Here is a 22,454-nt window from a genome sequence, read left to right as displayed (position 1 = left end):
CCGGGCGCAGGTCCGAAACGGATTTCTCACTACAATTGGAACCATGGCTACCAGCACCGCGACCGGAACGGACACCCTGACACGTGAGGAGACCCAAGGCCTCACGGCAGCGGACATCCCCTGGGTCGTGATTGTCTGGAATGACCCCGTCAACCTCATGAGCTACGTCAGCTACGTTTTCCAAAGCTACTTCGGCTACTCGGAGTCCAAATCCCACCGCCTGATGCTGGAAGTGCACGAGGCCGGAAAATCCGTGGTGGCCACCGGATCACGCGAATCCGCGGAACGGGATACCCTCGCGATGCATTCCTACGGGCTTTGGGCCACCTTCCAGAAGGCGGACGCGGCCTAGCGCCGCCGCCCCCTAAAGACCCCTAAGACCTGAGAACAGAAACGGATAGACGTGGCCACCGGCTTCAAACTCACCCGCAAGGGCATCACCGCAAACCTGGAACCGGGGGAGCGGGACCTGCTGCGCAAACTCTTCTCCGACGTGCAGGAGCTCCTCGAACCGGACACGGCAGCGGACGCTGATCCCCTCGCCGCCATGGTCGGCATCGACCCGTCGGCCGCCGTCCCCGAAGATTCCGCGCTGCTGCGGCTGCTCCCCAGCGGCACCACGGGCAACGACGACGACGCCCTGGAGTTCCGGCGGTTCACGGAACGCTCGCTGCGGGAATCGAAACAGGGTGCCCTCCGTTCCGCGGCACTGCAGCTTGAAGCGGCTCCGCTGCGGCTGGACACCGAGCAGGCGCAGCTTTTCGCCCGGGCGCTCAACGACGTCCGGCTGGTGCTGGGCGACCGCCTGGGCATTGACGATGACGAAACCGCCGAGCGGCTGCATGACATCACCGATCCCTCCAAGGCCCAGGACGTCGACGGATACCTTGCGCTGGTGTACAACTTCGTCACATGGCTGCAGGAGACGCTGATGCAGGCACTGCTGGAGTCCCTGAACTGACGGGCATCAGCCCGCATCGACAGATACCTTTGTGAGCAAGCGCACGGAACCGTGAATGTCCCAGCGCGCGGGGGAGGACTATTGTCGTTACATTATGAGTTCGCACCCGGCCAGCACCTCTGAGCATCCACTGGGCACATCACAGCCTGAAGCAGTCCGGGTCAAGGACCCGGACGCCCCGATCGGCATCTTCGACTCCGGCGTCGGCGGCCTGACGGTCGCCCGCGCCGTCCTGGACCAGCTGCCCAACGAAGCGATCATGTACGTGGGGGATACGGCCAACGGACCCTACGGCCCGCTGCCGATAGCGGAAGTCCGGGCCAAGGCCCTGGGCGTGATGGACGAGCTGGTGGATTCCGGCGTCAAGCTCCTGGTGATTGCATGCAACTCCGCGTCCGCCGCCGTCCTGCGTGACGCCCGCGAACGCTACACCCGCCGCTACGGCATTCCCGTCATCGAAGTCATCCAGCCGGCTGTCCGCCGGGCAGTCGCCGCTACCCGCACCGGACGGATCGGCGTCATCGGCACGGCCGCCACGGTGGGCTCGCGCGCCTATGACGACACCTTCGCCGCGGCCCCGCACCTGCAGGTGTCCTCGGTGGCCTGCCCGGCGTTCGTGGAGTTTGTCGAAGCGGGCATCACGTCCGGCCCCGATGTGCTGGCCACTGCCGAGGAATACCTGGCTCCGCTGAAGGCCCGTGACGTGGACACCCTGGTCCTGGGCTGCACCCACTATCCGCTCCTTACCGGCGTGATTTCGTATGTCATGGGCGACGGCGTCACGCTTGTCTCCAGCGCCGAGGAAACCGCCAAGGACGTCTACCGGGCCCTGATTTCCCACGGGATTGAACGGCGCCTACAGACTCCTCCGCAGCACACCTTTGTTGCCACCGGAGACTCGTCTTCCTTCGAACTGCTCGCCCGGCGCTTCCTGGGCCCCGAGGTCCTCAGCGTCCAGCAGGTGGAGCACGTCTCCGCGCATTACCCCACCGGCAGCATGGCCCGGGTCACCCCGCAGATGATTGCCGCCGCCCGGGCGGACGCCCCTGAACGCATGGAGGCGCACAGCGGCGCCTCCCGGAACGGCACGGAATGAAACTGACCATTGTGGGCTGCAGCGGCTCCTTCCCCGGCCCGGCCTCGCCGGCGTCGTGCTACCTCGTGACCGCCAACGACGGCGTTCGCGACTGGAGGATCCTGCTTGACCTTGGCAACGGCAGCCTGGGCGCACTGCAGCGCTACATGGACCTGCGGGACATTGACGCGGTCCTGCTGACCCACCTGCATCCGGACCACTGCATGGACCTGTGCGGCCTGCACGTGGCCGTGCACTGGGACCCGTCCGGCTGGAACCGGGACCGGATCAAGGTCTGGGGACCGGCTGCAACGGCAGACCGCATGGCCACCGCCTACGGACTGGAGCTGGATCCGGGCATGCACGAGGACTTCGAGTTCTCCAACTGGACCGCCGGCAGCCCGGTGCAGATCGGACCGTTCACCGTGACCCCGTACCCGGTGCGGCACCCGGCCGAAGAGGCGTACGCCCTGCGCGTGGAAGCCCGCACCCTGGACGCCGACGGCGAGCCCGTGCTCCGGACCCTGGCCTATTCCGGGGACACCGATTCCTGCCCCGGCCTGGAGGATGCCGCCCGGGACACCGATGTCTTCCTCTGCGAAGCTGCCTTCCATGAGGGCCGCGACGACGCGATCGAAGGGGTGCACCTGACCGGCCGCCGCGCCGGAGAAGCGTCGACCGCAGCAAACGCCCGGCGGCTGCTGCTCACACATCTGCCGGTCTGGAACGATGCCAGCGTCAGCGTTTCCGAGGCACGCGAAACCTATGCCGGGGACCTGGCGGTCGCCGTCGCCGGTGTCTCCTACGACGTCGGCAGCCCCTTCACCGCACCGCTCGCAGTGCCGGGCGGGGTCCGGCCGGCGGGATAGCCCCTCGGTCAGCGGCCCTTCCCGGGGCCGTGTCCGTGGCCGTCCCCGTGGCCGTGTCCTTTCCCGGGCCCGTGTCCGTGGCCGTGTCCGTGGCCCGGGTCCTGCGGGTAGCTGCGGTCGTTGACGAACTCTGCGGGACGGTATCTGATGAAGTCCGCCTCGCCCAGTCCCAGTGATTCGGCGGCCCGGTCAAGCCGCCGGGGATCGGCCAGGTTCCCCCAGCGTCCGGTATCCAGGCGTTCGTCCATAGCCAGCACCGCGCCGACCCGCTCCGCGTCGGTGAAGGTGCAGTGCCCGGTCCGCTCCACGTAGGACTGGCGCAGCAGCGGACCGGCGCCGGCGTCCCGGACCGTCTCCGCATACTCCTCCATGTACTCCACCGGTGCCAGGATGTCGGCCAGGGTATGCATGGTCAGCACCGGCATCAGGAGATTCCCGTGCGGGGTCGAGGTGCGGTCCATCCAGTCCAGGGCTTCCGGATCCGGTGCGATGTCTGCGGTCGAGGTGATGGTGCGCAGATCCCGGCGCAGGTCCAGGCCGGCACTGCGGTAGAGCGCCTTGACCTGCTGCCGCTGCTCCGAGTCCCGCAGCAGGGCGCGGTAGTCCACCCCCTGGTTCCAGCCGCTGTCACCGTCGGCGGCGTTGACAATCGAGGCACGCGAGCCGACCACAAACGGGATGGTCTGCAGCAGCCAGTTGTACTGCGCCTCCTGCTGGGCGGCGTAATCGTTCCGGCCCGGCTCCGTGTCTCCGCTGAACCAGGTGGGCGTGTTCATCAGGGCTCCCGCCAGGGCCAGCCGGGCCCGGCCCTCCGGCGTCGCCTGTGCCTGCTCCACGGCACCCATCAGGGCGTTGATGGTGACGCCGGCTTCCTCCGCGGTGCGGAATCCCGTCAACTGCAGCTCCGCTCCGGGCAGGAGCAGTTCGGCGAGCGCGTGGATGCCGTCCAGCTGGTAGTTGTTCAGGTTGATTCCGCCGCCCAGCAGCCCGCAGGTGCTCACCGCTCCGTCCACGCCGCTGTCCGGGGTTTCGGCTATGAGGCTGCTGACCAGGCCGCCCATCGAGGTGCCGAAGGCGATGGTCCGGACCGGCTCGCCGGCCGAGGCCGAGAAGGCGGCCAGGGTGCCCAGCTGGTCCTCCACCGCTGTTCCCAGTGCCCAGCCGGTGTCTGCATAGGACGAGGATGCCACGGCGAATCCCCGCGCGGTCAGCGCCTGGGCAGTGGATTCGAAGCCCGGGTCCTCCGCCGGATTGTCGGGGCCGGGCCGGAAGCCGTGGCTGTAGAGCACCAGCTTGCCGTTCCAGTCCTGCGGCAGCTGTGCTGCCCACGTTGCTCCGCCGGGAAGCGTCCCGCCGAGCTCCGTGACGGCGGGCTCCGCCGCTGTTGCCGTTGCCGGGGCCCATGCCAGGGCCAGCGAAACGGCTACCCCCATAGATGAAAGTCTGCGCATGTGCGTGCCGATCCTTTCTGCCTCATTGCAGGAAGTCGTTTCCCCACCCGGTGTTCGGGACGCGCGGGAGGGGGTCCGACGGTACGGCGCCACCCTAGGAGCCGGGCCGCGGGAGAGAAAGGGTAGGGCCCATTATGGGCGGGCCCGTCCGCCGGGACCGTCCGCCGGGCACGCAACCGCGCGGCCGATAGACTGGGCCTATGACAACCGCCGCAAACAGCCCTGTTTCCACCTCGTCTTCCACCGTCGTCCGCTCCGATGGCCGTACCCCGGACCAGCTGCGGAGCATCACCATTACGCGCGGCTGGTCGAAGCAGGCCGAAGGCTCGGCCCTGATCGAGTTCGGCAATACCCGGGTGCTCTGCACCGCGTCGCTGACCCCCGGCGTGCCGCGCTGGCTCAAGGGCGAGGGCAAGGGCTGGGTCACCGCCGAATACGCCATGCTCCCGCGGGCCACCAACACCCGCAACGACCGCGAATCGGTCAAGGGCAAGCTGGGCGGGCGCACGCACGAGATTTCCCGCCTGATCGGCCGGTCGCTGCGTTCCATCATCGACACCAAGGCCCTGGGCGAGAACACGATTGTCCTGGACTGCGACGTCCTGCAGGCCGACGGCGGCACCCGCACCGCCGCCATCACGGGCGCCTATGTAGCACTTGCCGACGCCGTGGCCTGGGCCAAGGAAAACAAGCTCATTGCCCGCAACGCCAACCCGCTGCTGGACACCGTAGCGGCCATCAGCGTGGGCATCATCGACGGGGTTCCGATGCTGGACCTGCCGTACGTCGAAGACGTCCGGGCCGAAACCGACATGAACGTGGTGGTCACCGGCTCGGGTAAGTTCGTCGAGGTGCAGGGCACGGCCGAGGGCGCTCCGTTCGACCGCGCCGAACTCGATGCCCTGCTCGACCTGGCCCTGGCCGGCACCGCGGACCTGGCTGCCATCCAGCGGCAGACCCTGGGCCTGGCCTAAATGCCGCAGGCAACAGCTCGCCTCGTCCTGGCCACCCGCAACACGGGCAAGCTGCGCGAGCTGCGGGAACTGCTGCGCGGGCAGGTGCCCGGGCTCGACGTCGACACGCAGGTGATCGACGCCGCGGCGGCCGGTGTTCCCGACGTCGCCGAAACCGGTGTGACCTTTGAAGAGAACGCACTGCTCAAGGCCCATGCGGTCGCTGCTGCCACCGGCCTGCCCGCCGTTGCGGACGACTCCGGGCTGGCCGTGGACGTGCTGGGGGGAGCGCCGGGCATTTTCTCGGCGCGATGGTCCGGCCGGCACGGCGACGACGCCGCGAACCTGGAACTGCTCCTGGCCCAGCTGGGTGACATTTCCGCCGAGCACCGGGGAGCCGCCTTTGTCTGCGCTGCTGCCCTGGCACTGCCCGACGGCGGCGACACCGTCGAACGCGGCGAACTGCGGGGAACGCTGATGAAGACTCCCCGGGGAACGGGCGGCTTCGGCTACGATCCGATCCTGCAGCCGTCCGGGCAGGACCGCAGCTGTGCGGAACTGAGCAGCGCGGAAAAGAACGCGATCAGCCACCGCGGACAGGCCTTCCGCGCGCTGCTGCCTGCCTTGGTTGCGGCCCTCGCGAACGGGACTCCGGAGGCTCCCTGACCCGAACCGAAGTATGTGTGATGTGTCCCAAACGCGCCGGGCGCCGCTTCCCGGATTCTTCCCCGCCGGGGGGCCTAGGGCAGAATTGAGCGCGAGATGACTATTACACCTGCCGTTACCCCAGCCACCTCCGTCGTCGCCGAAGCTTCTGCTTCCGGTGATCCAAGCGCCCTCGGGGGTGTGGCGGACTGGGCGGTCGGCATGATGGAAACCATCGGTGCCCCCGGCGCAGGGCTGGCCATCGCCCTGGAGAACCTGTTCCCGCCGCTGCCAAGCGAAATCATTCTTCCGCTGGCCGGGTTCACCGCCAGCCAGGGCAACTTCTCCATTGCCGCCGCATTGTTCTGGACGACGCTGGGGTCCGTCGTCGGCGCCCTGGCGCTCTACGGGATCGGCGCCCTGCTGGGCCGGGACCGGATGCGCAAGGTGGTCGCCAAGGTTCCCCTCGTGGACCTGGAGGACGTGGACAAGGTGGAGGCCTGGTTCGAGCGGCACGGGAACAAAGCGGTGTTCTTCGGCCGGATGATTCCGCTGTTCCGCAGCCTCATCTCGATCCCCGCGGGGATCGAGCGGATGCACCTGCCGACCTTTTTGGCCCTGACGACAGCCGGCAGCCTGATCTGGAACGCAATCTTCATCGTCGCCGGCTACTACCTGGGCGAAAGCTGGCACATCGTGGAACAGTACGCCGGCGTGTTCCAGAAGATCGTCATCGTGGCAGTGATTGCTGCGGCCGTATGGTTCGTGACCGCCAAGGTCCGCAGTTCCCGGCGGAAGCGCGCGGCCAGCGAAAATGCCTGATGCAGGACTCAGCTTTACCGCAATAGATTTTGAAACGGCCAATGGTTTCCGCGGTTCGCCGTGCTCGGTGGGACTGGTCCGGGTCCGCGGCGGCCAGGTTGTGGAGGAAGCGTCCTGGCTGATGCGGCCCCCGGAGGGACACGACTACTTCGACCCGCGCAACGTCCGGATCCACGGTATCGAACCGGAGATGGTGGCCGGTGCGCCGAGGTTCGGCGACCTCTTCCCGGAGATCGGCGCCTTTATCGGCGGCGACCTGCTGGTGGCGCACAATGCCGCTTTCGACCTGGGTGTCATCCGCTCCGCACTGGAGGTCTCCGAGCTGGCCGGGCCGGCCTACGACTACACCTGCACCGTGGTGCATTCCCGCCGCACCTACCAGCTGCCTTCCCATTCGCTGCCCTTCGCTGCCGAGGCCGCCGGGGTTCCCCTGCTGAACCACCACGATGCCACCGAGGACGCCCGCGCCTGCGCCGGGATCATGATTGATATTGCCCGGCGCAGCGGTGCCGGGTCCATGCCGGAGTTCTTCCTGCGGGACGGCCGGCCGGCTTCCCACCTGCCGGCCTATGTGCCCGGGCAGCACCCGCTCTCCAAAGCCACGCGGGACGCCCTGGCTCGGGGGACCGGCACCGCTGCTGCGGCCGGCGCAAGCGCCGGCGCAGGCTGGCAGGGCTGGCCGTCCGAGGGGGATAACCCGCCGCCGAATCCGTTCGCCGATCCGGCCCATCCGCTGTTCGGCCAGACCGTTGTCTTCACCGGCAACCTGGGCATGGCACGGCAGACCGCCAAGGACCGGGCCGCCGAGGTGGGTGCCCGCACGGCCAGCAACGTCACGCGTGCCACCAGCGTGCTGGTGGTCGGCGACGGCTTCGAGCCGGGGGACCTGCGCAGCGGGCGCCTGACTGGCAAGGCACGGCGGGTGCTGGACCTGCACGAGCGCGGCCAGCGCATTGAAGTCCTGTCGGAAGCCGAGTTCCTGCAGACCCTGGGCGGGATCTGGCCGAAGGCCTCGCAGTAGTCCGTCCGAGCTAGGGCGCGATCGTGGCGGCGATGAATCCCGCGGCGAGCTTCTCAATGACGCTGCGTTCCCGCAGTGCCTCGACGTCGGTGTCCGGCAGTGCCTCGTACCGGGTCCCCAGCAGGCTGCCGGCGACGACGGCAGCGGAGGCACCGCCCGCGGCTGCGGCATCCCGGAGGGCAGCGGCCGTTGCGGCACCGAGGTCCGTATCTTCCGCGGCAGCGTCTGCTGCGTCTTCCACAGCCAGAGCGGCGCGCAGCCCGATGGCTAGGGCTTCTTCCGCCGTGGGCGTCCGGCCGTCGGTGCCGGTCCCTGCCGGGTCCGTACCGCCGTCGTCGGCCAGTAGTGCCTGCAGCCGGTCGCTGAAGTCGGGGACCCCGTTTTCCCGGGCCTGCGCCAGTGCCGACGCTGCGGCGCTGTGGAGCGTTGCCCCGGGTGCGAGCAGGCCGTGGACCATGGAGGCGAAGACTGCGGCGCTGTGCCGGGCCGAAGGATGTCCGTGGGTCAGCGAGGCGGCGTCGAGTGCGAGCTTGTAGACCGTTTCGGTTGCAACGTAGGGGAGCAGGCCGAACGGAGCCGAACGCACCAGTGCGGCAGGAGTGTCGACGCCGGTGTTGAGCGGGCGCTGCCGGGTGCCCATTTCCCCTGTCGAGAGTGCCGACAGCACATCGGGATCGCCGGCCCCGGTTCCCTCCGGCCGCAGCAGCGGCTCGGCATCGATGGGCCGGGGCAGCGGTGACGGACCGGCCTCGGGAAGCGGCAGGCCCTGGCCGCGCATCCAGCGGAGGTAGGCCAGCCAGACGCACGCCGTCTCGTCCGCGCCCACTCCCTCGTTTGCCCATTCGATGGCCTCAAGCAGGCCGTCCAGCGAGTACAGGGCCAGCTGGGAGTTCGCGGAGATCGACATACCGGACCCGGACTGGGTTCCCGCGGCAGCACCGGCGGCAGCATCACCCAGTGCACCGCCGAGCAGGCAGCCTCGGATCTTTGCCGACAGAGCAGCGGAGGAAAGGAAAACAGGGGCGGAATCGGGTTCGGGGATCACTTCTCCAGCATAGGCGCTGGGTCCGGGACGGTCCGGCGGGCGGTTTCTGAGGCCGGGGCCGCACGGCATCCCACCGGGTGGGGCGAGAGTTTCTTTCTGGGACCCCACCAGCAACAGGGGCACCACCTGGTGGGATGGTGTGCTGTGTCCGGGGCGGAGCCGGTACACGCCTTCCCGCCGGAAATCCCGGCACCCGGCATCCACGCGGTACACAGGGCAAATTCAGGAAGTTAACAGGCTGCGCTGACACGGTGGGGTAGTTTGTAGTGAGTTCGCGCATCTCCCGGGCACCGGCACTTCCGGTGCGGGCCATGTCGCAGTACCGCTTCTGCTCTTTACCGGCGGCCGTGAATCCAGTGCCGCCCACCCACACGTTAGGAATTCCTCTTTCATGTCATCTGAGTCCACACCACTCAGCGGAGCCCGCGCCGCAGCGCCCGCCCGCGATCGGACGCCTGTAAACGGTGGCTACACCTACGGGCTGGTCGGACGGACGGTAGCCGAGGCTATCGGCTCCTTCCTGCTGCTCTTCGGCGGCATCGGGATTGCGATCTTCGGCAACAGCACCGGCGGCGGCATCACGTCACCGCTGGCCTTCGGCCTGGTCCTTGCCGGGGCCATGGTGGCGTTCGGCTACATTTCCGGCGGCCACTTCAACCCCGCCATCACCCTCGGCAGCGCAGTTGCCGGACGCACGGCCTGGAAGCTCGTCCTGCCGTACATCCTGGCCCAGCTGGTAGGCGCCGTGCTCGGCGTCGCGATCCTCTGGGTGGTCATCACCGGCCACGACCAGCTTGGTGAGCAGGTACGGGAGTTCATGAGCGCTACGGCCAACGGTTACGGCGAGCACTCGGCGACCCGCTTCCCGCTTGCCAGCGCACTGCTGATGGAGGTCATTGCCGGTGCCCTCCTGACCGCCGTCTTCCTGGGCGCAGCATCCCGCCGGGCAACCGCACAGTCCCACCGGTCCTCCGCGGCCAAGGGCGCGTTCGCCGTGGGCGTGACCTACGCGGTCCTGCTGACCGTGCTTGTCCCCGTCACCAACGGCGGCATCAACCCGGCCCGTTCCACCGCGGTCGCCATCTTCTCCGAAGGCTGGGCTCTGGAGCAGCTCTGGCTGTTCTGGGTTGCACCGCTGCTCGGCGCAGTGATTGCCGGCCTCATCTTCCGCAGCGTCGACATGACCATTGATTCCCACCGCAGTGACGCAGCTTCCTCCGTGGAGGAAGACACGCACGCGGCCGGGGATGAGGCGGCTACCAAGCCGGCATCCGCCAAGCCGGTTTCCGGCGCCGGCAGCACCGCGCCGGTAGTGGACGAGGAAGCCCGCGGCTTCTTCGACAAGCCCGCCAACGGCACCGGTACCACGCGTCCGGAGGACGGCACGCCGGGCAGCCGCCCGTAGCGCAGTCCGGATAAAGTTCGAACACCCCACGGGGGCAGCGGCAGGCGCCGCTGCCCCCGATCCGTTAACTGTCGGACCCGGCCTGTACTTTTTAAGACATGCGTTTACTGCACACTTCAGACTGGCACCTGGGCCGCTCCTTCCACGGCGTGGGAATGCTCGACGCCCAGGCGGACTTCATCGACCGGCTCGTGGACACCGTCCGCGAACAGGGGGTGGATGCCGTACTGATATCCGGCGATGTCTATGACCGTGCGCTGCCGGCGGTGGACACCGTGCGCCTGCTGGATTCGGCGCTGGAGCGTATCACGGGGGCGGGCGCCGTGGTGGTGCTGTCCAGCGGCAACCATGATTCCGCCGCGCGGCTGGGCTTCGGCAGTGCATTGTTTGAGCGCGCAGGCGTGCATCTTCGCACCCGCTACGAGGACATCGGCCGCCCGGTGATCCTGCCCGTCGAGGGCCGGCCGGTGGCCGTTTACGGCATCCCGTACCTGGAGCCGAGGCTCGCCGCCGCGGACCTGGGGGTACAAACCCCCAGCCACTTCACCGTCACCGACGCCGCCCTGCAGCGGATCCGCGCGGACATCCTTGCCCGCGAGGAGTCGGGCCAGCCGGTTGCGTCCGTGGTCATGGCGCACACCTTTGCCAGCGGAGGCATCAGCAGCGACAGCGAACGCGACCTCGCCGTAGGCGGCCTGGGCGCCGTTCCGCTGGATCTGTTCGAGCAGTTTTCCTACACGGCCCTGGGCCACCTGCACGGCCGCCAGCAGCTCAGCACCACGGTCCGCTACAGCGGTTCCCCGCTCCCGTATTCGTTCTCCGAAGCCCGGCAGGCGAAGGGCGGGTGGCTGCTGGAGTTCGACGGCGGCGGCCTCGCGTCCGTGGAGCCGGTCACCTGGCCGGCCCCCCGCCGGCTGGCGGTGCTGCGCGGCAAGCTCGACGACCTCCTGGCGGACCCGGCGCTCACCGATGCCCAGGACGCCTACTGCCAGGTCACCCTCACCGACAGCCAGCGGCCCGCCAAGGCCATGGAGCGGCTCCGGACCAGGTTCCCGGACACCCTGGTGCTCGCTTTCGACCCGGAGGGCGGCGCCCGGGGGCCCGCCCAGACCTACAGCCAGCGGCTGGCCAAGGCCACCGACGACCTCGACATCTGCTGCGGTTTCCTCGAGCATGTCCGGTCACGCAGCGCGGCGGATGAGGAAAAGGACCTCTTCATCGAAATCCTGGACAAGGTCCGCCAAGCAGAGGTAGCAAAGTGAGAATCCACCGCCTGGAAATGCAGGCTTTCGGCCCCTTCGCGGACCGCCAGACCATCGACTTCGACGAGCTCGGCGCCCACGGGCTCTTCCTGCTGAACGGACCCACGGGCGCCGGCAAGACCAGCGTGCTCGACGCCATCTGCTTCGCCCTCTACGGCAGTGTGCCGGGAGCCCGGCAGCAGGGACGGCGGCTGCGCAGCGACCACGCCGACCAGGACACCGCCCCCGAGGTGGTCCTGGAATTCAGTTCAGGAGTCCGGCGCTTTGACGTGGCCCGGAGCCCGCAGTGGGAACGCCCCGCCAAGCGTGCCGGCGGGAAAAGCACCGTGACCGAGCAGGCCAAGACACTGCTGCGGGAATTCGTTGACGGGGCATGGGTGGAAAAGTCTTCCCGCAACGATGAAGCCGGCGCGGAAATCACCGAACTGCTCGGGATGAACAGGGAGCAGTTCACCAAGGTGGTGATGCTGCCCCAGGGCGATTTTGCCGCTTTCCTGCGTGCCGATGCGGCCTCCCGCGAGCAGTTGCTGCAGCAGCTGTTCGGCACCTCCAGGTTCGAAGACATTGAACGCCGGCTTAAGGCCGAGCTGGTCGAAGCCACGGACCGCTTTGAGGCAGCGCAGTCCCGGTCCGAGCATGTGCTGCTGCGTGCACGGGATGAAATCCGCCGTTACCGCGATGAATTGGCAGCCGGCAGCGGGGCCGGGGACGGCGCCGTCGGGCCCGATGAGGGAGAGGCGGAACTTGAACAGTTCCGGGCGGAGCTGGAATTCCGCAGCGCTTCGGCCCGGAAGGAACTCACGGAACTGCGGACGGCACGCGAACGCGCCGAGAAGCACCTGCAGGAGTTCGAGCACCGGCGTGCCCGCGGGCTGGCGCTGCAGCAGCTGATCCGGGAGGAAGCCGAACATGCCCGGGCTGAAGCGGAGATTGAACCGCAGCGGGCAGCGCTTCAGACCCACGCCGCTGCGTCCGTGCTGGCAGGCACCGTCCGGACGGCGGAGACGGCCGCGCAGCGGGCGGCAACCCGCCGGGCGGAAGCCGCCGATGCCCTGCAGGATCTGGCCGCCCATACCCTCGCTCCGGCCTACAACGTCCTCCCGGACGCCGGAAAGGCACTGCCGGACGGCCTGCCGGCACGGGTCGGTACGGACCTCGCGGCTGCCCGTGCAGCCCTCGAAGACGAGGAGCGCGCTTCCGCCCTGCTCACCCGCGCCGCGGCGGAGATGGAAGCCGCCGAGGGGTACCGGGCGCAGGCCGCCGAGGCAGTGACGGCACTGACGTCGCTGCGGGCGGAGGAGACCGGGCTGGGCGGGGAAGCAGCCGGGCTGGCACGCCTGGCGGAGGGGGAAACCCGGGCCGAAACCGCCCTGTCCGCGGCCGAAGAGCTGGTGGCAACCATAAGCAGCTACGCCGCCGCAAGCACCCGCGCGGAGGTTGCCGGCAAGGCCGCAGCGGACGCCCGCCAGGACTACCAGGACCTGCGCCAGGCGTGGCAGGACCTGCTGCAGGCAAGACTGGACCAGGCCGCTGCCGAGCTGGCCCAGGAACTCGCAGACGGTGCGCCGTGCCCGGTCTGCGGGGGACTGGAGCACCCGCATCCGGCGGCGCTGCCGGACGGTGAGGCACCGGCAACCCGGGAGGCCGAGCAGGAAGCGAAGAAGCGTGCGGCCAAGGCGGAGGCCGCCTACGACGAGGCAAGGCACCTGGCCGGCACAGCTGCCGAGGAAGCTGCGGCGCTTCGTGCCCGCGGCGGAGCGGGAGACCCTGAGTCTGCGCAGGAACAACTGGATGCGGCCCGAGCCGATTTGGAGCAGGCCCGCGGCGCCGTCCGGGCGCTGGCAGAGGCCGAACGCCGACTGGCCGACATCGGGGCGGAGCTGGCAGCAGCGGAGAGCACACGTTCCGAAGCGCTCATTTCCGCCGCACAGGCGGATTCCCGTGCCGCCGCGGCACGGGAACAGGCAGCAGAACTCTCGGACCGCATTGCCGCGGCGTTGCAGGGGTTTGACAGCATCAGCGAACGGGTCCGGTCCCTCACCGCATTCGCGGAGCTTGCCGCTGCAGCACGGGAAGCGGCCGGTGCCGCAGCCGCGGCCGACGACGAGTCGGAACGCGTGGGGGCGGAACTGGATGCGGCACTGGCCGGAACGTCCTTTGCCACGGCTGCCGAGGTCACCGCCGCTTTGGTGGATGCCGGCACTGCCGACGCCTACGCCAAGGCGGTCTCGGACTGGGAAGAGCAGGGCCGCCGGCTGCTGGTGCGCCGGGAAGCCCAGTCTGCGGCGGATCCGGAAGATGCATCGGGGGAGCCGCTCGCAGTGCCGAACGAGGAAGACGTGGCAGAAGCCGCAGAGCAGGCAGCGGAGGCGCGCAGGGCCCAGGAGGAAGCGGGGCTGCTGGTCCGCCTGCTCGAAGACTCGGCCGTCCGGCTCGCGGAATACTCCGCCGAACTGGAAGAGGCGCTCGAACGCACCGCGCCCCTGCGCGCCCGCCGGGACCTGCTGCAGTCGGTTGCGGATACTGCCCGCGGCGGAGGTGAAAACGAATACAAGATGACGCTGAGCACCTACGTCCTGGCCGCCCGGCTGGAACAGGTCGCGGCGGCAGCCACGGAGCGGCTCGCCGCCATGACCGGCGGCCGGTATGCCCTGGTCCACAGTGATTCGAAGTCCGGCAACCGCAAGGCAGGACTGGGCCTGCACGTCACCGACGAATGGACCGGACAGCGCCGGGACACCTCCACCCTCTCCGGCGGGGAAAGCTTCATGGCGTCGCTGGCCCTCGCCCTGGGCCTGGCCGACGTCGTCCAGCAGGAGGCCGGCGGCGTGAACATTGAAACGCTGTTCGTGGATGAAGGGTTCGGCAGCCTTGACGAGCAGTCCCTGGAAGAGGTTATGGATGCCCTGGAAGGCCTGCGCGACGGCGGGCGTGTGGTCGGGCTGGTCAGCCACGTGGCGGAAATGAAACAGCGGATCCCGGCGCAGCTCCAGATCATCAAGGGGCGCAACGGTTCCTCGGTCCGCTACAGCGCCGGGGACCTCCTCAGCAGGTGATGCGCTGACCGGTTAGGTCCACCGGCCCGGCGTGGGTAAAATCGACTCCGAACAAGGGTCGGGCACACCGGGAGGGGGGACGGTGTGCGGTTCGACGTACCTGGATACCGCACCATGACCCAAGACACCTCCACCCCCGCTCAGGCGCCAAGCCTTGATCCCATCCCTGCCGACCCGGCGAAAAGTCCGGGTCCCGGCGGCCGTTACCAGGCGATCTTCGCGCTGGCCGGCAAATCCTTCTTCCCCATTGCCTTCCTCGCACGGCTGCCCCTGGCCATGCTCACGGTCGGGGCGCTCACCCTCATTACCGAAGTTTCCGGGTCCTACGCGCTGGGCGGCTTCGCCGCCGGCGGCGTGGGCATCGGGTCCGCGATCGGTGCCCCGCTGCTCGGGTACCTGGCGGACCGGATCGGACAGCGTCCGGTTCTCCTGGGCACCGCCGTCCTGAACCCCGTCGCCATCGGCCTGTTCCTCCTGTCCGCGGCGCTCCTGGACCCGTCCGACGCGCCGTTCTGGATGCTTGCGGCCGCACTGTTCATGGGCGCTTCCTGCCCGCAGGTCGGCCCCATGGCGCGAGTCCGCTGGATGGCCATGACCTCCCGCCGTCCGCAGGGCCGCGAGATGGACACCGCCCTGGCCTACGAAGGCACCGCGGACGAATTGACCTTCGTGCTCGGCCCGGCCCTCGTGGGTCTGCTTGCCGCCGCCGTCGCCCCCTGGCTGCCGCTTGCGCTGGCGGCAGTGCTGACCGCGAGCATGGTGACCGCCTTTGCCGTCCACCACACTGTGGACCACGTTGTCCCCACCTCACGCCGCCGGAAGCTCTCCCGCAAGGGAGCAGTACAGGGCGCTCCGGTACCGGAAGCACCGGCCCCGCAGGTACGTCCGCAGTGGCTGTTGATCATGGTCCCGGTGCTCGGCATGGTGGCCATGGGCTCGTTCTTCGGGTCCACGCAGACCAGTCTCACGGCGTTTGCCGGCAGCTTCGACATGGCCACGTCCGCCGGCCTGATCTACGCGGCCATGGCTTTGAGTTCCGCCGTTGCCGCCCTGTCCGTCGCCTTCTGGCCCGAGCGTTTCGGCACCGCCGGCCGCTGGGTCCTGTGCGCCGCGGCGATGCTGGCATTTACCCTGCTCCTGTTCCTGCCCTCCAGCATCGGCACCATGGTTGTGGTGCTGATGGTCCTGGGCCTCCCCGTGGGGCCGACCATGGTCAGCATTTTCGGCATCGGCGCCATTGTGGCCCCGCGCGAACTGATGGGTACCGTGATGACCATGCTGGCCAGCGGCGTCGTCACCGGCACGGCGCTGGGTTCCTCCGTCGCCGGCCGGCTGGCGGACTCCTACGGCTACAGCCACGCCTTCATCGTTCCGGCCGCCTCGGCGGCAGCACTGCTGCTGCTGAGCCTGTTCGCGGTCCGCGCCGCCCGGAAGCGGACGGCCGCCTGAGCCAACGGCCGCCTGAACCCCGGCCGCCTGAGCCAACGGTAGCCGGAACGGCTCGCAGGTGTTGGCTGGGCCACGGTTGGCCTAGTATCGAATAAGCAGGCCAGAGCATGACAAAGGAGATACACCATGGGAAATACCGAAAAGGAAGCCGGCCAGGGGGACCAGTCGAAGACAGGTTCGCAGGGCGGCCCCGAAGGCACCATCCCCCAGAGCGAGGACGGTATCGCTGCCGCGAGCACCGAAGAAGCCTCGAACTTTGAACCCGAAGAGGATGAAGCGGCCGACGACGGCAAGTAGCCTTCCCTGGCTTAACAAAAAGGATCGGTCCCGCGGGACCGATCCTTTTTGGTTAATCCATGCCTGCTTAGCCGAGGCTGGGTGCGTGCTGCGGCGGCGCCGGAATGTAGATGTTGCCCGTGGTGACGCCTTCGCCGGTGACGGGGTCATTGGCCGGAAACGCGTCCGACGACGGGGCGGTGCCGGGTCCGTCCAGCACCATCGCTTCGGACGCCAGGGAGCGCAGCGCCACCGCTGCTTCGTGGGCCTCGGGGCGGGCGTCCACCAGGCGGGAGGTCATGGCACGCAGGACGGCGGTCCAGTCGGCACCGACCCACTCCGGAATCTCGGGGTCGCGGAGCAGCCGTGCCACGGCCGATTCCACGATCGGTCCGGGGAACGCCTTTTCCCCGGTGAGGCACTCCAGGAGCACCAGGCCGAGGGAGTAGACATCGGTGCGCGGATCCACGGCGGAGCCCTGGGCCTGTTCCGGGCTCAGGTAATTCGCGGTCCCGATGGTGGCACCGTGGGCGGTCGCCATGGTGGCTTCCATCATCCGGGCAATCCCGAAGTCCGTGAGCCGCGGATACAGGCGGGTATCCATATCCTCCTGCGGGAACAGCAGGATGTTCGCGGGTTTCACATCGCGGTGGATGACCCCGTTGCTGTGGATGTAGTTCAGGGCGTCCGCCAGGTCGGCACCCAGTGCTGCCGTTGCCGAGGAGGAGAGCGGACCTTCCTTGAGCGTCCCGCGCAGGTCGGGTCCGTCCACGAGTTCCATCACCAGGAAGCTGGAGCTGCGTCCCTCGTCGTCCACGGTGACACCGGCATCCAGCAGGGTGACCAGTCCGGGATGGTTCAGCGTAGCCAGCAGCTGCATCTCGGTTTGCTGGCGGCGGTCTTCGTCGTCCTCGCTGATCCCCACGCTGAAAAGCTTGACGGCTACTTCCCGGCCAAGGTTCTCATCCACCGCCCGGTAGACCGCGGCAGTACCGCCGGATCCGATGAGTTCGGTGGTGCGGTAGCGGTGGCCCAGGAGTACATCCACGGGTGTCCTCCCTTGGGGGGTAAATGATCTCAAGCCGAAACAATCAGCAGGCTGATTGCTAGCCCGCCGACCCTTCCATCGTAGCCCGCGCAGATGCGTGTCGGCGGGACAGTCCGGCTCTGTGATGAAGCTGTAACCCGTGCAGGGAGGGCTACCGGCCCAGGAATTCCACGGCAGCGGTCTTGAACGCCCGCGACGTCACGGCGTTGGTGTGGGTGCGGGCCGGCAGCGAGAGGAGCTCGGCCTGCCCGCTCAGGGCCGCCAGATCCGGTGCCGTCACCGCCAAGTCGTCCCGGTCTCCGGCCACCAGGAGCAGCGGCATGGCCGGAACCGCAGCTGCGGGGGAGAAGGGCTCCTCCTTGATGGCTTCGATCATCCGGAACAGGGCGGCCAGGTCATTTCCGGGGACCAGCTGTGCCATCCGCAGCAGTTCGGCGGTGCGCGGGTCCTCCACGGGTGCCCCGCCCGCAGCTGCCTCCCGGGCGGCGTCCAGGTCGAACTCCGCCAGCGGGTCCCCGCTTCCGGGCCCTCCCAGCACCATGCGGTGCACGAGCTCGGGCTGGGTCGCCCCGAATTCCCAGGCGAGGCGGGAACCGAGGGAGTACCCCACAATGTCCAGGCCGCTGGCCGGGTCGCCGTCGGCAAGCGGAACGACGCCGGCGTCCTGGAGGACCTGCAGCAGGTCCGCGCGGATGCGGCTGGGGCGGTAGGAGCCGCGGTCCGCCGGGGCGGCACTGCCGCCGTGGCCGGGCAGGTCCACGGCGATGACCCGGCGGCCGGCGGCGGTCAGCGCCGTGATCCAGCCCGAATCGTGCCAGTTCAGCTGCGAGCTGGAGGCAAAGCCGTGCAGCAGTAGCACCGGGCGCAGCGCTCCGGCGCCCGCCGCGGCGCCCGTTCCGCCGTCGGGATCGGTCACCTCGACCTGCAGGCGCGGATCGGTGCCCTCCACCAGGGAGCCGTAGTCGGCCACTGTTTAGTCCTCGTCCAGTGCAGCGGTCAGGCGGACCCGGCGGCGTGCCGGAGCCTCCTGCGGCACGGTGCCCACGATGCCGGCGGTGTTGTCCGGAACCTCGAAGACGATGAGCGGTTCACCCACGTTGATGGTTTCACCCGGCTCGCCGTAGGTGCGGGCCACGCGTCCGGCCTGCGGGGAGGGCAGCTCCACCGCTGATTTGGTGGTTTCCACCTCGACCAGCGGCTGGTTGCGTTCCACCTGGTCGCCCACGGACACCAGCCACTCCAGCACGGTGGCTTCGATCAGGCCTTCGCCGAGGTCGGGAAGGGGGAAGGGGATTTCAGCCACGCCGGTACTCCAATACTCGCTGGATCCCGAACAGGATGCGGTCGATGTTCGGGATGTATTCATCTTCAAGGTCGCCTGAGGGATACGGTACGTCGAATCCCGTGACCCGCCCAACCGGAGCGCGCAGGGTATCGAAGCAGCGCTCCGTGATCAGGGCGGCCACTTCGGCGCCGAGACCGGAGGTCAGCGGCGCTTCATGGACGACGACGGCGCGCCGGGTCCGGGCCACGGAGGCAGCCAGGCCCTCGGCGTCGATCGGCTTGAGCCAGCGCAGGTCCAGGACCTCCACCTCGATGCCGTCCTCAGCGGCCAGCTCGGCCACCTGCAGGCAGCGGGCCACCATGGCACCCCACGCCACCAGCGTGACGTGCCTGCCCGGACGGACCACCTTGGCACCCTGCAGGGGGCCGGCGTCGTCCAGGAACACATCGCCCTTCTGCCAGTAGCGGGACTTCGGTTCCATGAAGATCACCGGATCCGGAACGGCTACGGCGTGTTTCAGCAGGTGGTAGGCCTCGTGCGGGCTGGACGGGGAAACCACTTTCAGGCCCGGCACGTGCGCGAACAGCGCCTCCAGCGACTCCCCGTGGTGCTCGGGGGCGCGGATGCCGCCGAAGCTCGGTACGCGCAGGGTGACCGGCATGGGCATGGTGCCGCGGCTGCGGTAGTTCATCCGGGCCAGCTGGGTGACAATCTGGTTCACGGCGGGGTAGGCGAAGCCGTCAAACTGCACCTCGGGGATCGGACGGAACCCGGCCATGGCCAGCCCCACGGACATCCCAAGGATGCCGGATTCCGCCAGCGGGGTATCGAAGACGCGGTCGGCGCCGAAGCGCTGCTGCAGGCCGTCCGTGATGCGGAAGACGCCGCCGAGGCGCCCCACGTCCTCGCCAAGGACCACCGCCCGGGGATCCTCCGCCAGGGTTTCGGCCAGGGCACGGTTCAGGGCACCCTGCATCGAGAGGTTTTCCACCCGGCCTTCGCCCGTCGCCGGGGACAAAACCGCCGCGGACTGTTCCTGCGCGGCGGTTTCGCCGGTGTTCCGGGCAGCCGCTTCCAGATCGGAGGACGCCACGGCGTCGCTGAGCTGCTTAGACATGTTCGGATTCCTCCCGCCAGGCGCGTGCCTGGGCTTGAAGTGCGTCGGTGGGCTCGGCAAAAACGAAGTCGAACATTTCGGATCCGGGGCGCGGGCCGAGCGCCAGAACCCCCTCGCGGATACGGTCTGCGTTGGCGTTGGCGTCCTGCAGCGCGGAGTCCAGGAACGCGGCGTCGGCTATCCCGTCGGCGAGCAGCCGGTCCGCCAGCAGCCGGACGGGGTCTGCGCCCTCGTCCCGGCGTTCCTCCGCCAGGCTGCGGTACCTGCCGGGATCATCGCTGGTGGAGTGCGGGCCGCGGCGGTAGGTCATGGCCTCGATCAGCACCGGTCCGTGTCCGGACCGGGCGTGCGCGGCGGCTTCGCGGGTGGCCTGGACGACGGCGGCGGCGTCGTTGCCGTCGACCGTGATGGCCTTGATGCCGTACCCGGCTGCGCGGGCGGCGACGGTGCCGCCGGCCACCTGGGCCTCGGTGGGCAGCGAGATGGCCCAGCCGTTGTTCTGGACGAAGAAGATGACCGGCGCCTTCAGGACTCCGGCGAAGTTCATGGCCTCATGGACGTCGCCCTGGGAGCTGGCGCCGTCGCCGAAGTAGGTCAGGGCCACGCCGGGGTTCCCGGCGAGGGTCTGTCCGTGCGCCCAGCCGACGGCGTGCAGCACGGACCCACCGACCACTGCCTGGATGGGTGCGAGCCGGGTCTGCACCGGGTTGTAGAGGCCGCCGTGCCAGCTGGCCTTGTGGGTGGACATGTAGGCGGTCATGTCCACGCCCATGGTCAGTGCCACGCCCATTTCCCGGTAGGTGGGGAAAACGAAGTCGTGCTCGGGATCCATGGCGAAGGCGCTGCCCACCTGGGCGGCCTCCTGGCCCAGTTCCGGGGCGTAACCGGGGATGATGCCCTGGCGCTGCCAGGCGATCGCGGCGAGGTCCAGCTGCCGGACGGCGGTGACCAGGCGGTACAGCTCCCGGAGTTCCTCCGCCGGCAGGGCCGCAGATTGCAGATTATTGTCCATAGTCCGCAATTTAGTGCTTCACGCCACAGTGGGCAAACAGCGTGCAGAACATGACACATTCTGTGCAAATGTGTCGGTCATCCACACTCTCTGCTATGCAGTTTGCGCATCCGGGGAAGGGTCCGGCCGGGACCCGGTATGCCTATTCGGCCAGTGTGCCGGACGCTGCACGCCCCTTGGCGGCGGTGCGCCGCTCGAAGGACCAGGCCAGCAGCACCAGTACGGTGCTGAGGGCCGCCGTCGCCAGCAGCTGGACGCGGACGTCGGGGTCGAAGAACCCGAGGACCACGATGCCCGCCAGCAGCGCCAGCGCGAAGTAGGAGAGCCAGGGGAAGGCCCACATCTTGAACGTGAGTTCGACGCCGGCGGCCTCCGCGCGCCGCCGCAGGATGATCTGCGAAACGATGGAAATGCCCCAGACCACCAGGCAGGTGGAGCCGACCGTGTTGAGCAGGATCATCAGCACGGTGTCGGGGTAGAGGTAGTTCAGCACCACGGCAATGAAGCCGAACACCACGGAGGCCAGCACCGCCCGCCTCGGCACTCCGCCGGAGCCCAGCCGGCCCAGGGCCCCCGGTGCCCGGCCGCGCTCGGCCAGGGAGTAGATCATCCGGGAGGCGCCGTACAGGTTGGCGTTCATGGCGGACAGCAGGGCGATGACAATGACCACCGCCATGACGGTGTCCGCGCCGGGCACCTGCGCTGCGTGCAGGACGGCCACGAACGGCCCGGTGCTGAGTGCTTCGCTGTCCCAGGGCAGGACGGTGACCATCACCAGGACCGAACCGATGTAGAAGACCAGGATCCGCCAGATCACCGAGTTGATGGCCCCGGCAATGTTCTTGGACGGCTCCTCGGTGTCCGCGGCGGCGATGGTGATGATCTCGGTGCCGCCGAAGGCGAACACCACCAGCAGCAGTCCGGAGGCCACGCCGGTCAGTCCGTTGGGCATAAAGCCGCCGTTGTGGAAGAGGTTGGAGGTGCCGGGGGACTCGACGCCGGGAAGCAGGCCGGCCACGAAGGCGACGCCGACGCCCAGGAAGATGATGATGGCCGCGACCTTCAGGATGGCGAACCAGTACTCGAATTCGCCCAGGCTGGCAGCTCCGGCCAGGTTGACCCCGGTGAACACGATGATGAACGCCAGCGCCAGCATCCACTGCTCGACGCCGGGAACCAGGGAGGCCACGATGGCCGCGGCCGCCGTGGCTTCGGCGGCAATGACGATGACTATCTGGAACCACCACATCCAGCCGACCGTGGTGCCGGCCGTGCGCCCCAGGGCTTTCTCCGCATACACGGAAAACGCGCCGCTGCTGGGGTCGGCCGCCGCCATTTCTCCCATCATGCGCATGATGAGGATCACCATGGTTCCGGCGATCAGGAAGGAAATCAGCACCGCGGGTCCGGCCGCCGCGATGCCTTCGCCGGAGCCTACGAAGAGGCCGGTGCCGATGGCACTGCCCAGGCTCATCAGGACGAGGTGCCTGGGCTGCATCTTCTTCGCGCCGGACGGTTCCCCGGCCGGAAGTGCAGTATCAGTGCTGGACGGGCGGGCGGAACTGGGCATAGCGGGAGGGGCCTTAGAACGAACGGATTGGCTGGCTGTACAGCCGCCGGCTGGCAGAGAAGCCGCCGCGGAACTGTATACCGGATTCCATCTTAAGGCCGTTTGTGTGTGCCCGGTTCCGGCCGGCTGCAC

Annotated in this window: 21 protein-coding genes; 13 read left to right on the top strand and 8 right to left on the bottom strand. The window is 68.7% G+C overall.

What is annotated here, in order from left to right; all coding sequences use genetic code 11:
* Positions 1 to 43 precede the first annotated feature (43 nt).
* The 4 genes from clpS to NNX37_RS00285 all read left to right on the top strand — a co-directional run bounded on the left by clpS (position 44) and on the right by NNX37_RS00285 (position 2,905).
* Entirely contained in the window at positions 44 to 352 is a 309-nt protein-coding gene (gene clpS, locus NNX37_RS00300) for an ATP-dependent Clp protease adapter ClpS (protein WP_255789931.1), read from the top strand.
* 51 nt (positions 353 to 403) lie between these two features.
* Positions 404 to 961 carry a DUF2017 domain-containing protein gene (locus tag NNX37_RS00295; protein WP_255789930.1) on the top strand — a complete coding sequence of 186 codons (558 nt, stop codon included), beginning with the start codon at positions 404 to 406 and terminating at the stop codon, positions 959 to 961.
* Positions 962 to 1,055: 94 nt separating this feature from the next.
* Positions 1,056 to 2,057 (top strand): glutamate racemase, encoded by a 1,002-nt coding sequence (murI, locus tag NNX37_RS00290; protein ID WP_407079897.1) that lies wholly within the window; start codon positions 1,056 to 1,058, stop codon positions 2,055 to 2,057.
* Positions 2,054 to 2,905 carry an MBL fold metallo-hydrolase gene (locus tag NNX37_RS00285; RefSeq protein ID WP_255789927.1) on the top strand — a complete coding sequence of 284 codons (852 nt, stop codon included), beginning with the start codon at positions 2,054 to 2,056 and terminating at the stop codon, positions 2,903 to 2,905. The genes murI and NNX37_RS00285 overlap by 4 nt, the downstream gene beginning before the upstream one ends.
* An 8-nt stretch (positions 2,906 to 2,913) precedes the next feature.
* Here NNX37_RS00285 and NNX37_RS00280 read toward each other — a convergent pair whose 3' ends face one another.
* The gene (locus NNX37_RS00280) at positions 2,914 to 4,338 is read right to left on the bottom strand and encodes an alpha/beta fold hydrolase (protein ID WP_255789926.1); all 1,425 of its coding nucleotides are present in this window, start codon (positions 4,336 to 4,338) and stop codon (positions 2,914 to 2,916) included.
* A gap of 218 nt (positions 4,339 to 4,556) precedes the next feature.
* Here NNX37_RS00280 and rph point away from each other — a divergent pair, with 218 nt between their 5' ends.
* From rph to NNX37_RS00260, 4 genes are all read left to right on the top strand, one after another.
* Positions 4,557 to 5,330 (top strand): ribonuclease PH, encoded by a 774-nt coding sequence (gene rph, locus NNX37_RS00275; protein ID WP_255789925.1) that lies wholly within the window; start codon positions 4,557 to 4,559, stop codon positions 5,328 to 5,330.
* The gene (rdgB, locus tag NNX37_RS00270) at positions 5,331 to 5,975 is read left to right on the top strand and encodes an RdgB/HAM1 family non-canonical purine NTP pyrophosphatase (protein WP_255789923.1); all 645 of its coding nucleotides are present in this window, start codon (positions 5,331 to 5,333) and stop codon (positions 5,973 to 5,975) included.
* Between the two features lie 96 nt (positions 5,976 to 6,071).
* Complete coding sequence (locus NNX37_RS00265; RefSeq protein WP_255789920.1) at positions 6,072 to 6,776, top strand: DedA family protein; 705 nt, start codon at positions 6,072 to 6,074, stop codon at positions 6,774 to 6,776.
* Positions 6,769 to 7,797 carry an exonuclease domain-containing protein gene (locus tag NNX37_RS00260; protein ID WP_255789917.1) on the top strand — a complete coding sequence of 343 codons (1,029 nt, stop codon included), beginning with the start codon at positions 6,769 to 6,771 and terminating at the stop codon, positions 7,795 to 7,797. Before NNX37_RS00265 ends, NNX37_RS00260 begins: the two co-directional genes overlap by 8 nt.
* 10 nt (positions 7,798 to 7,807) lie before the next feature.
* Here the strand turns inward: NNX37_RS00260 and NNX37_RS00255 are convergent, their stop codons facing one another.
* Positions 7,808 to 8,842, bottom strand: coding sequence for an ADP-ribosylglycohydrolase family protein (locus NNX37_RS00255; RefSeq protein WP_255789916.1), 1,035 nt, complete (start codon positions 8,840 to 8,842; stop codon positions 7,808 to 7,810).
* A gap of 391 nt (positions 8,843 to 9,233) precedes the next feature.
* On the opposite strand from NNX37_RS00255, the gene NNX37_RS00250 reads away from it, so the two are divergent.
* From NNX37_RS00250 to NNX37_RS00230, 5 genes are all read left to right on the top strand, one after another.
* Positions 9,234 to 10,247, top strand: coding sequence for an MIP/aquaporin family protein (locus tag NNX37_RS00250; protein WP_255789915.1), 1,014 nt, complete (start codon positions 9,234 to 9,236; stop codon positions 10,245 to 10,247).
* Between the two features lie 98 nt (positions 10,248 to 10,345).
* Positions 10,346 to 11,509, top strand: coding sequence for an exonuclease SbcCD subunit D (locus NNX37_RS00245; RefSeq protein ID WP_255789906.1), 1,164 nt, complete (start codon positions 10,346 to 10,348; stop codon positions 11,507 to 11,509).
* A complete protein-coding gene (locus tag NNX37_RS00240; protein ID WP_255789904.1) occupies positions 11,506 to 14,565 on the top strand; it encodes an AAA family ATPase in 3,060 nt (1,019 codons plus the stop codon). Before NNX37_RS00245 ends, NNX37_RS00240 begins: the two co-directional genes overlap by 4 nt.
* Positions 14,566 to 14,679: 114 nt before the next feature.
* Entirely contained in the window at positions 14,680 to 16,014 is a 1,335-nt protein-coding gene (locus NNX37_RS00235; protein WP_255789886.1) for an MFS transporter, read from the top strand.
* A gap of 126 nt (positions 16,015 to 16,140) precedes the next feature.
* Positions 16,141 to 16,311 (top strand): hypothetical protein, encoded by a 171-nt coding sequence (locus NNX37_RS00230; RefSeq protein WP_255789884.1) that lies wholly within the window; start codon positions 16,141 to 16,143, stop codon positions 16,309 to 16,311.
* Positions 16,312 to 16,378: 67 nt separating this feature from the next.
* Here the strand turns inward: NNX37_RS00230 and NNX37_RS00225 are convergent, their stop codons facing one another.
* The 6 genes from NNX37_RS00225 to NNX37_RS00200 form a co-directional block, all read right to left on the bottom strand.
* Positions 16,379 to 17,338, bottom strand: a complete 960-nt coding sequence (locus NNX37_RS00225) for a serine/threonine-protein kinase (protein WP_255789882.1) — start codon at positions 17,336 to 17,338, stop codon at positions 16,379 to 16,381.
* 151 nt (positions 17,339 to 17,489) lie between these two features.
* Entirely contained in the window at positions 17,490 to 18,308 is an 819-nt protein-coding gene (locus tag NNX37_RS00220; RefSeq protein ID WP_255789879.1) for an alpha/beta fold hydrolase, read from the bottom strand.
* A gap of 3 nt (positions 18,309 to 18,311) precedes the next feature.
* On the bottom strand, positions 18,312 to 18,641 hold the full coding sequence (locus NNX37_RS00215) for a biotin/lipoyl-containing protein (RefSeq protein WP_227918229.1): 330 nt from the start codon (positions 18,639 to 18,641) through the stop codon (positions 18,312 to 18,314).
* Positions 18,634 to 19,599, bottom strand: coding sequence for an alpha-ketoacid dehydrogenase subunit beta (locus NNX37_RS00210; RefSeq protein ID WP_255790883.1), 966 nt, complete (start codon positions 19,597 to 19,599; stop codon positions 18,634 to 18,636). The genes NNX37_RS00215 and NNX37_RS00210 overlap by 8 nt, the downstream gene beginning before the upstream one ends.
* A gap of 133 nt (positions 19,600 to 19,732) precedes the next feature.
* Positions 19,733 to 20,752 (bottom strand): thiamine pyrophosphate-dependent enzyme, encoded by a 1,020-nt coding sequence (locus tag NNX37_RS00205; protein ID WP_255789878.1) that lies wholly within the window; start codon positions 20,750 to 20,752, stop codon positions 19,733 to 19,735.
* A gap of 142 nt (positions 20,753 to 20,894) precedes the next feature.
* On the bottom strand, positions 20,895 to 22,322 hold the full coding sequence (locus NNX37_RS00200; protein WP_255789876.1) for an amino acid permease: 1,428 nt from the start codon (positions 22,320 to 22,322) through the stop codon (positions 20,895 to 20,897).
* Positions 22,323 to 22,454 lie beyond the last annotated feature (132 nt).

The sequence above is a fragment of the Arthrobacter zhaoxinii genome (genome assembly GCF_024385505.1).
GTDB lineage: Bacteria > Actinomycetota > Actinomycetes > Actinomycetales > Micrococcaceae > Arthrobacter_B > Arthrobacter_B zhaoxinii.
The sequence above is the reverse complement of the archived record's forward strand: the minus strand, read 5'-3'. Positions and strand labels throughout refer to the sequence as shown.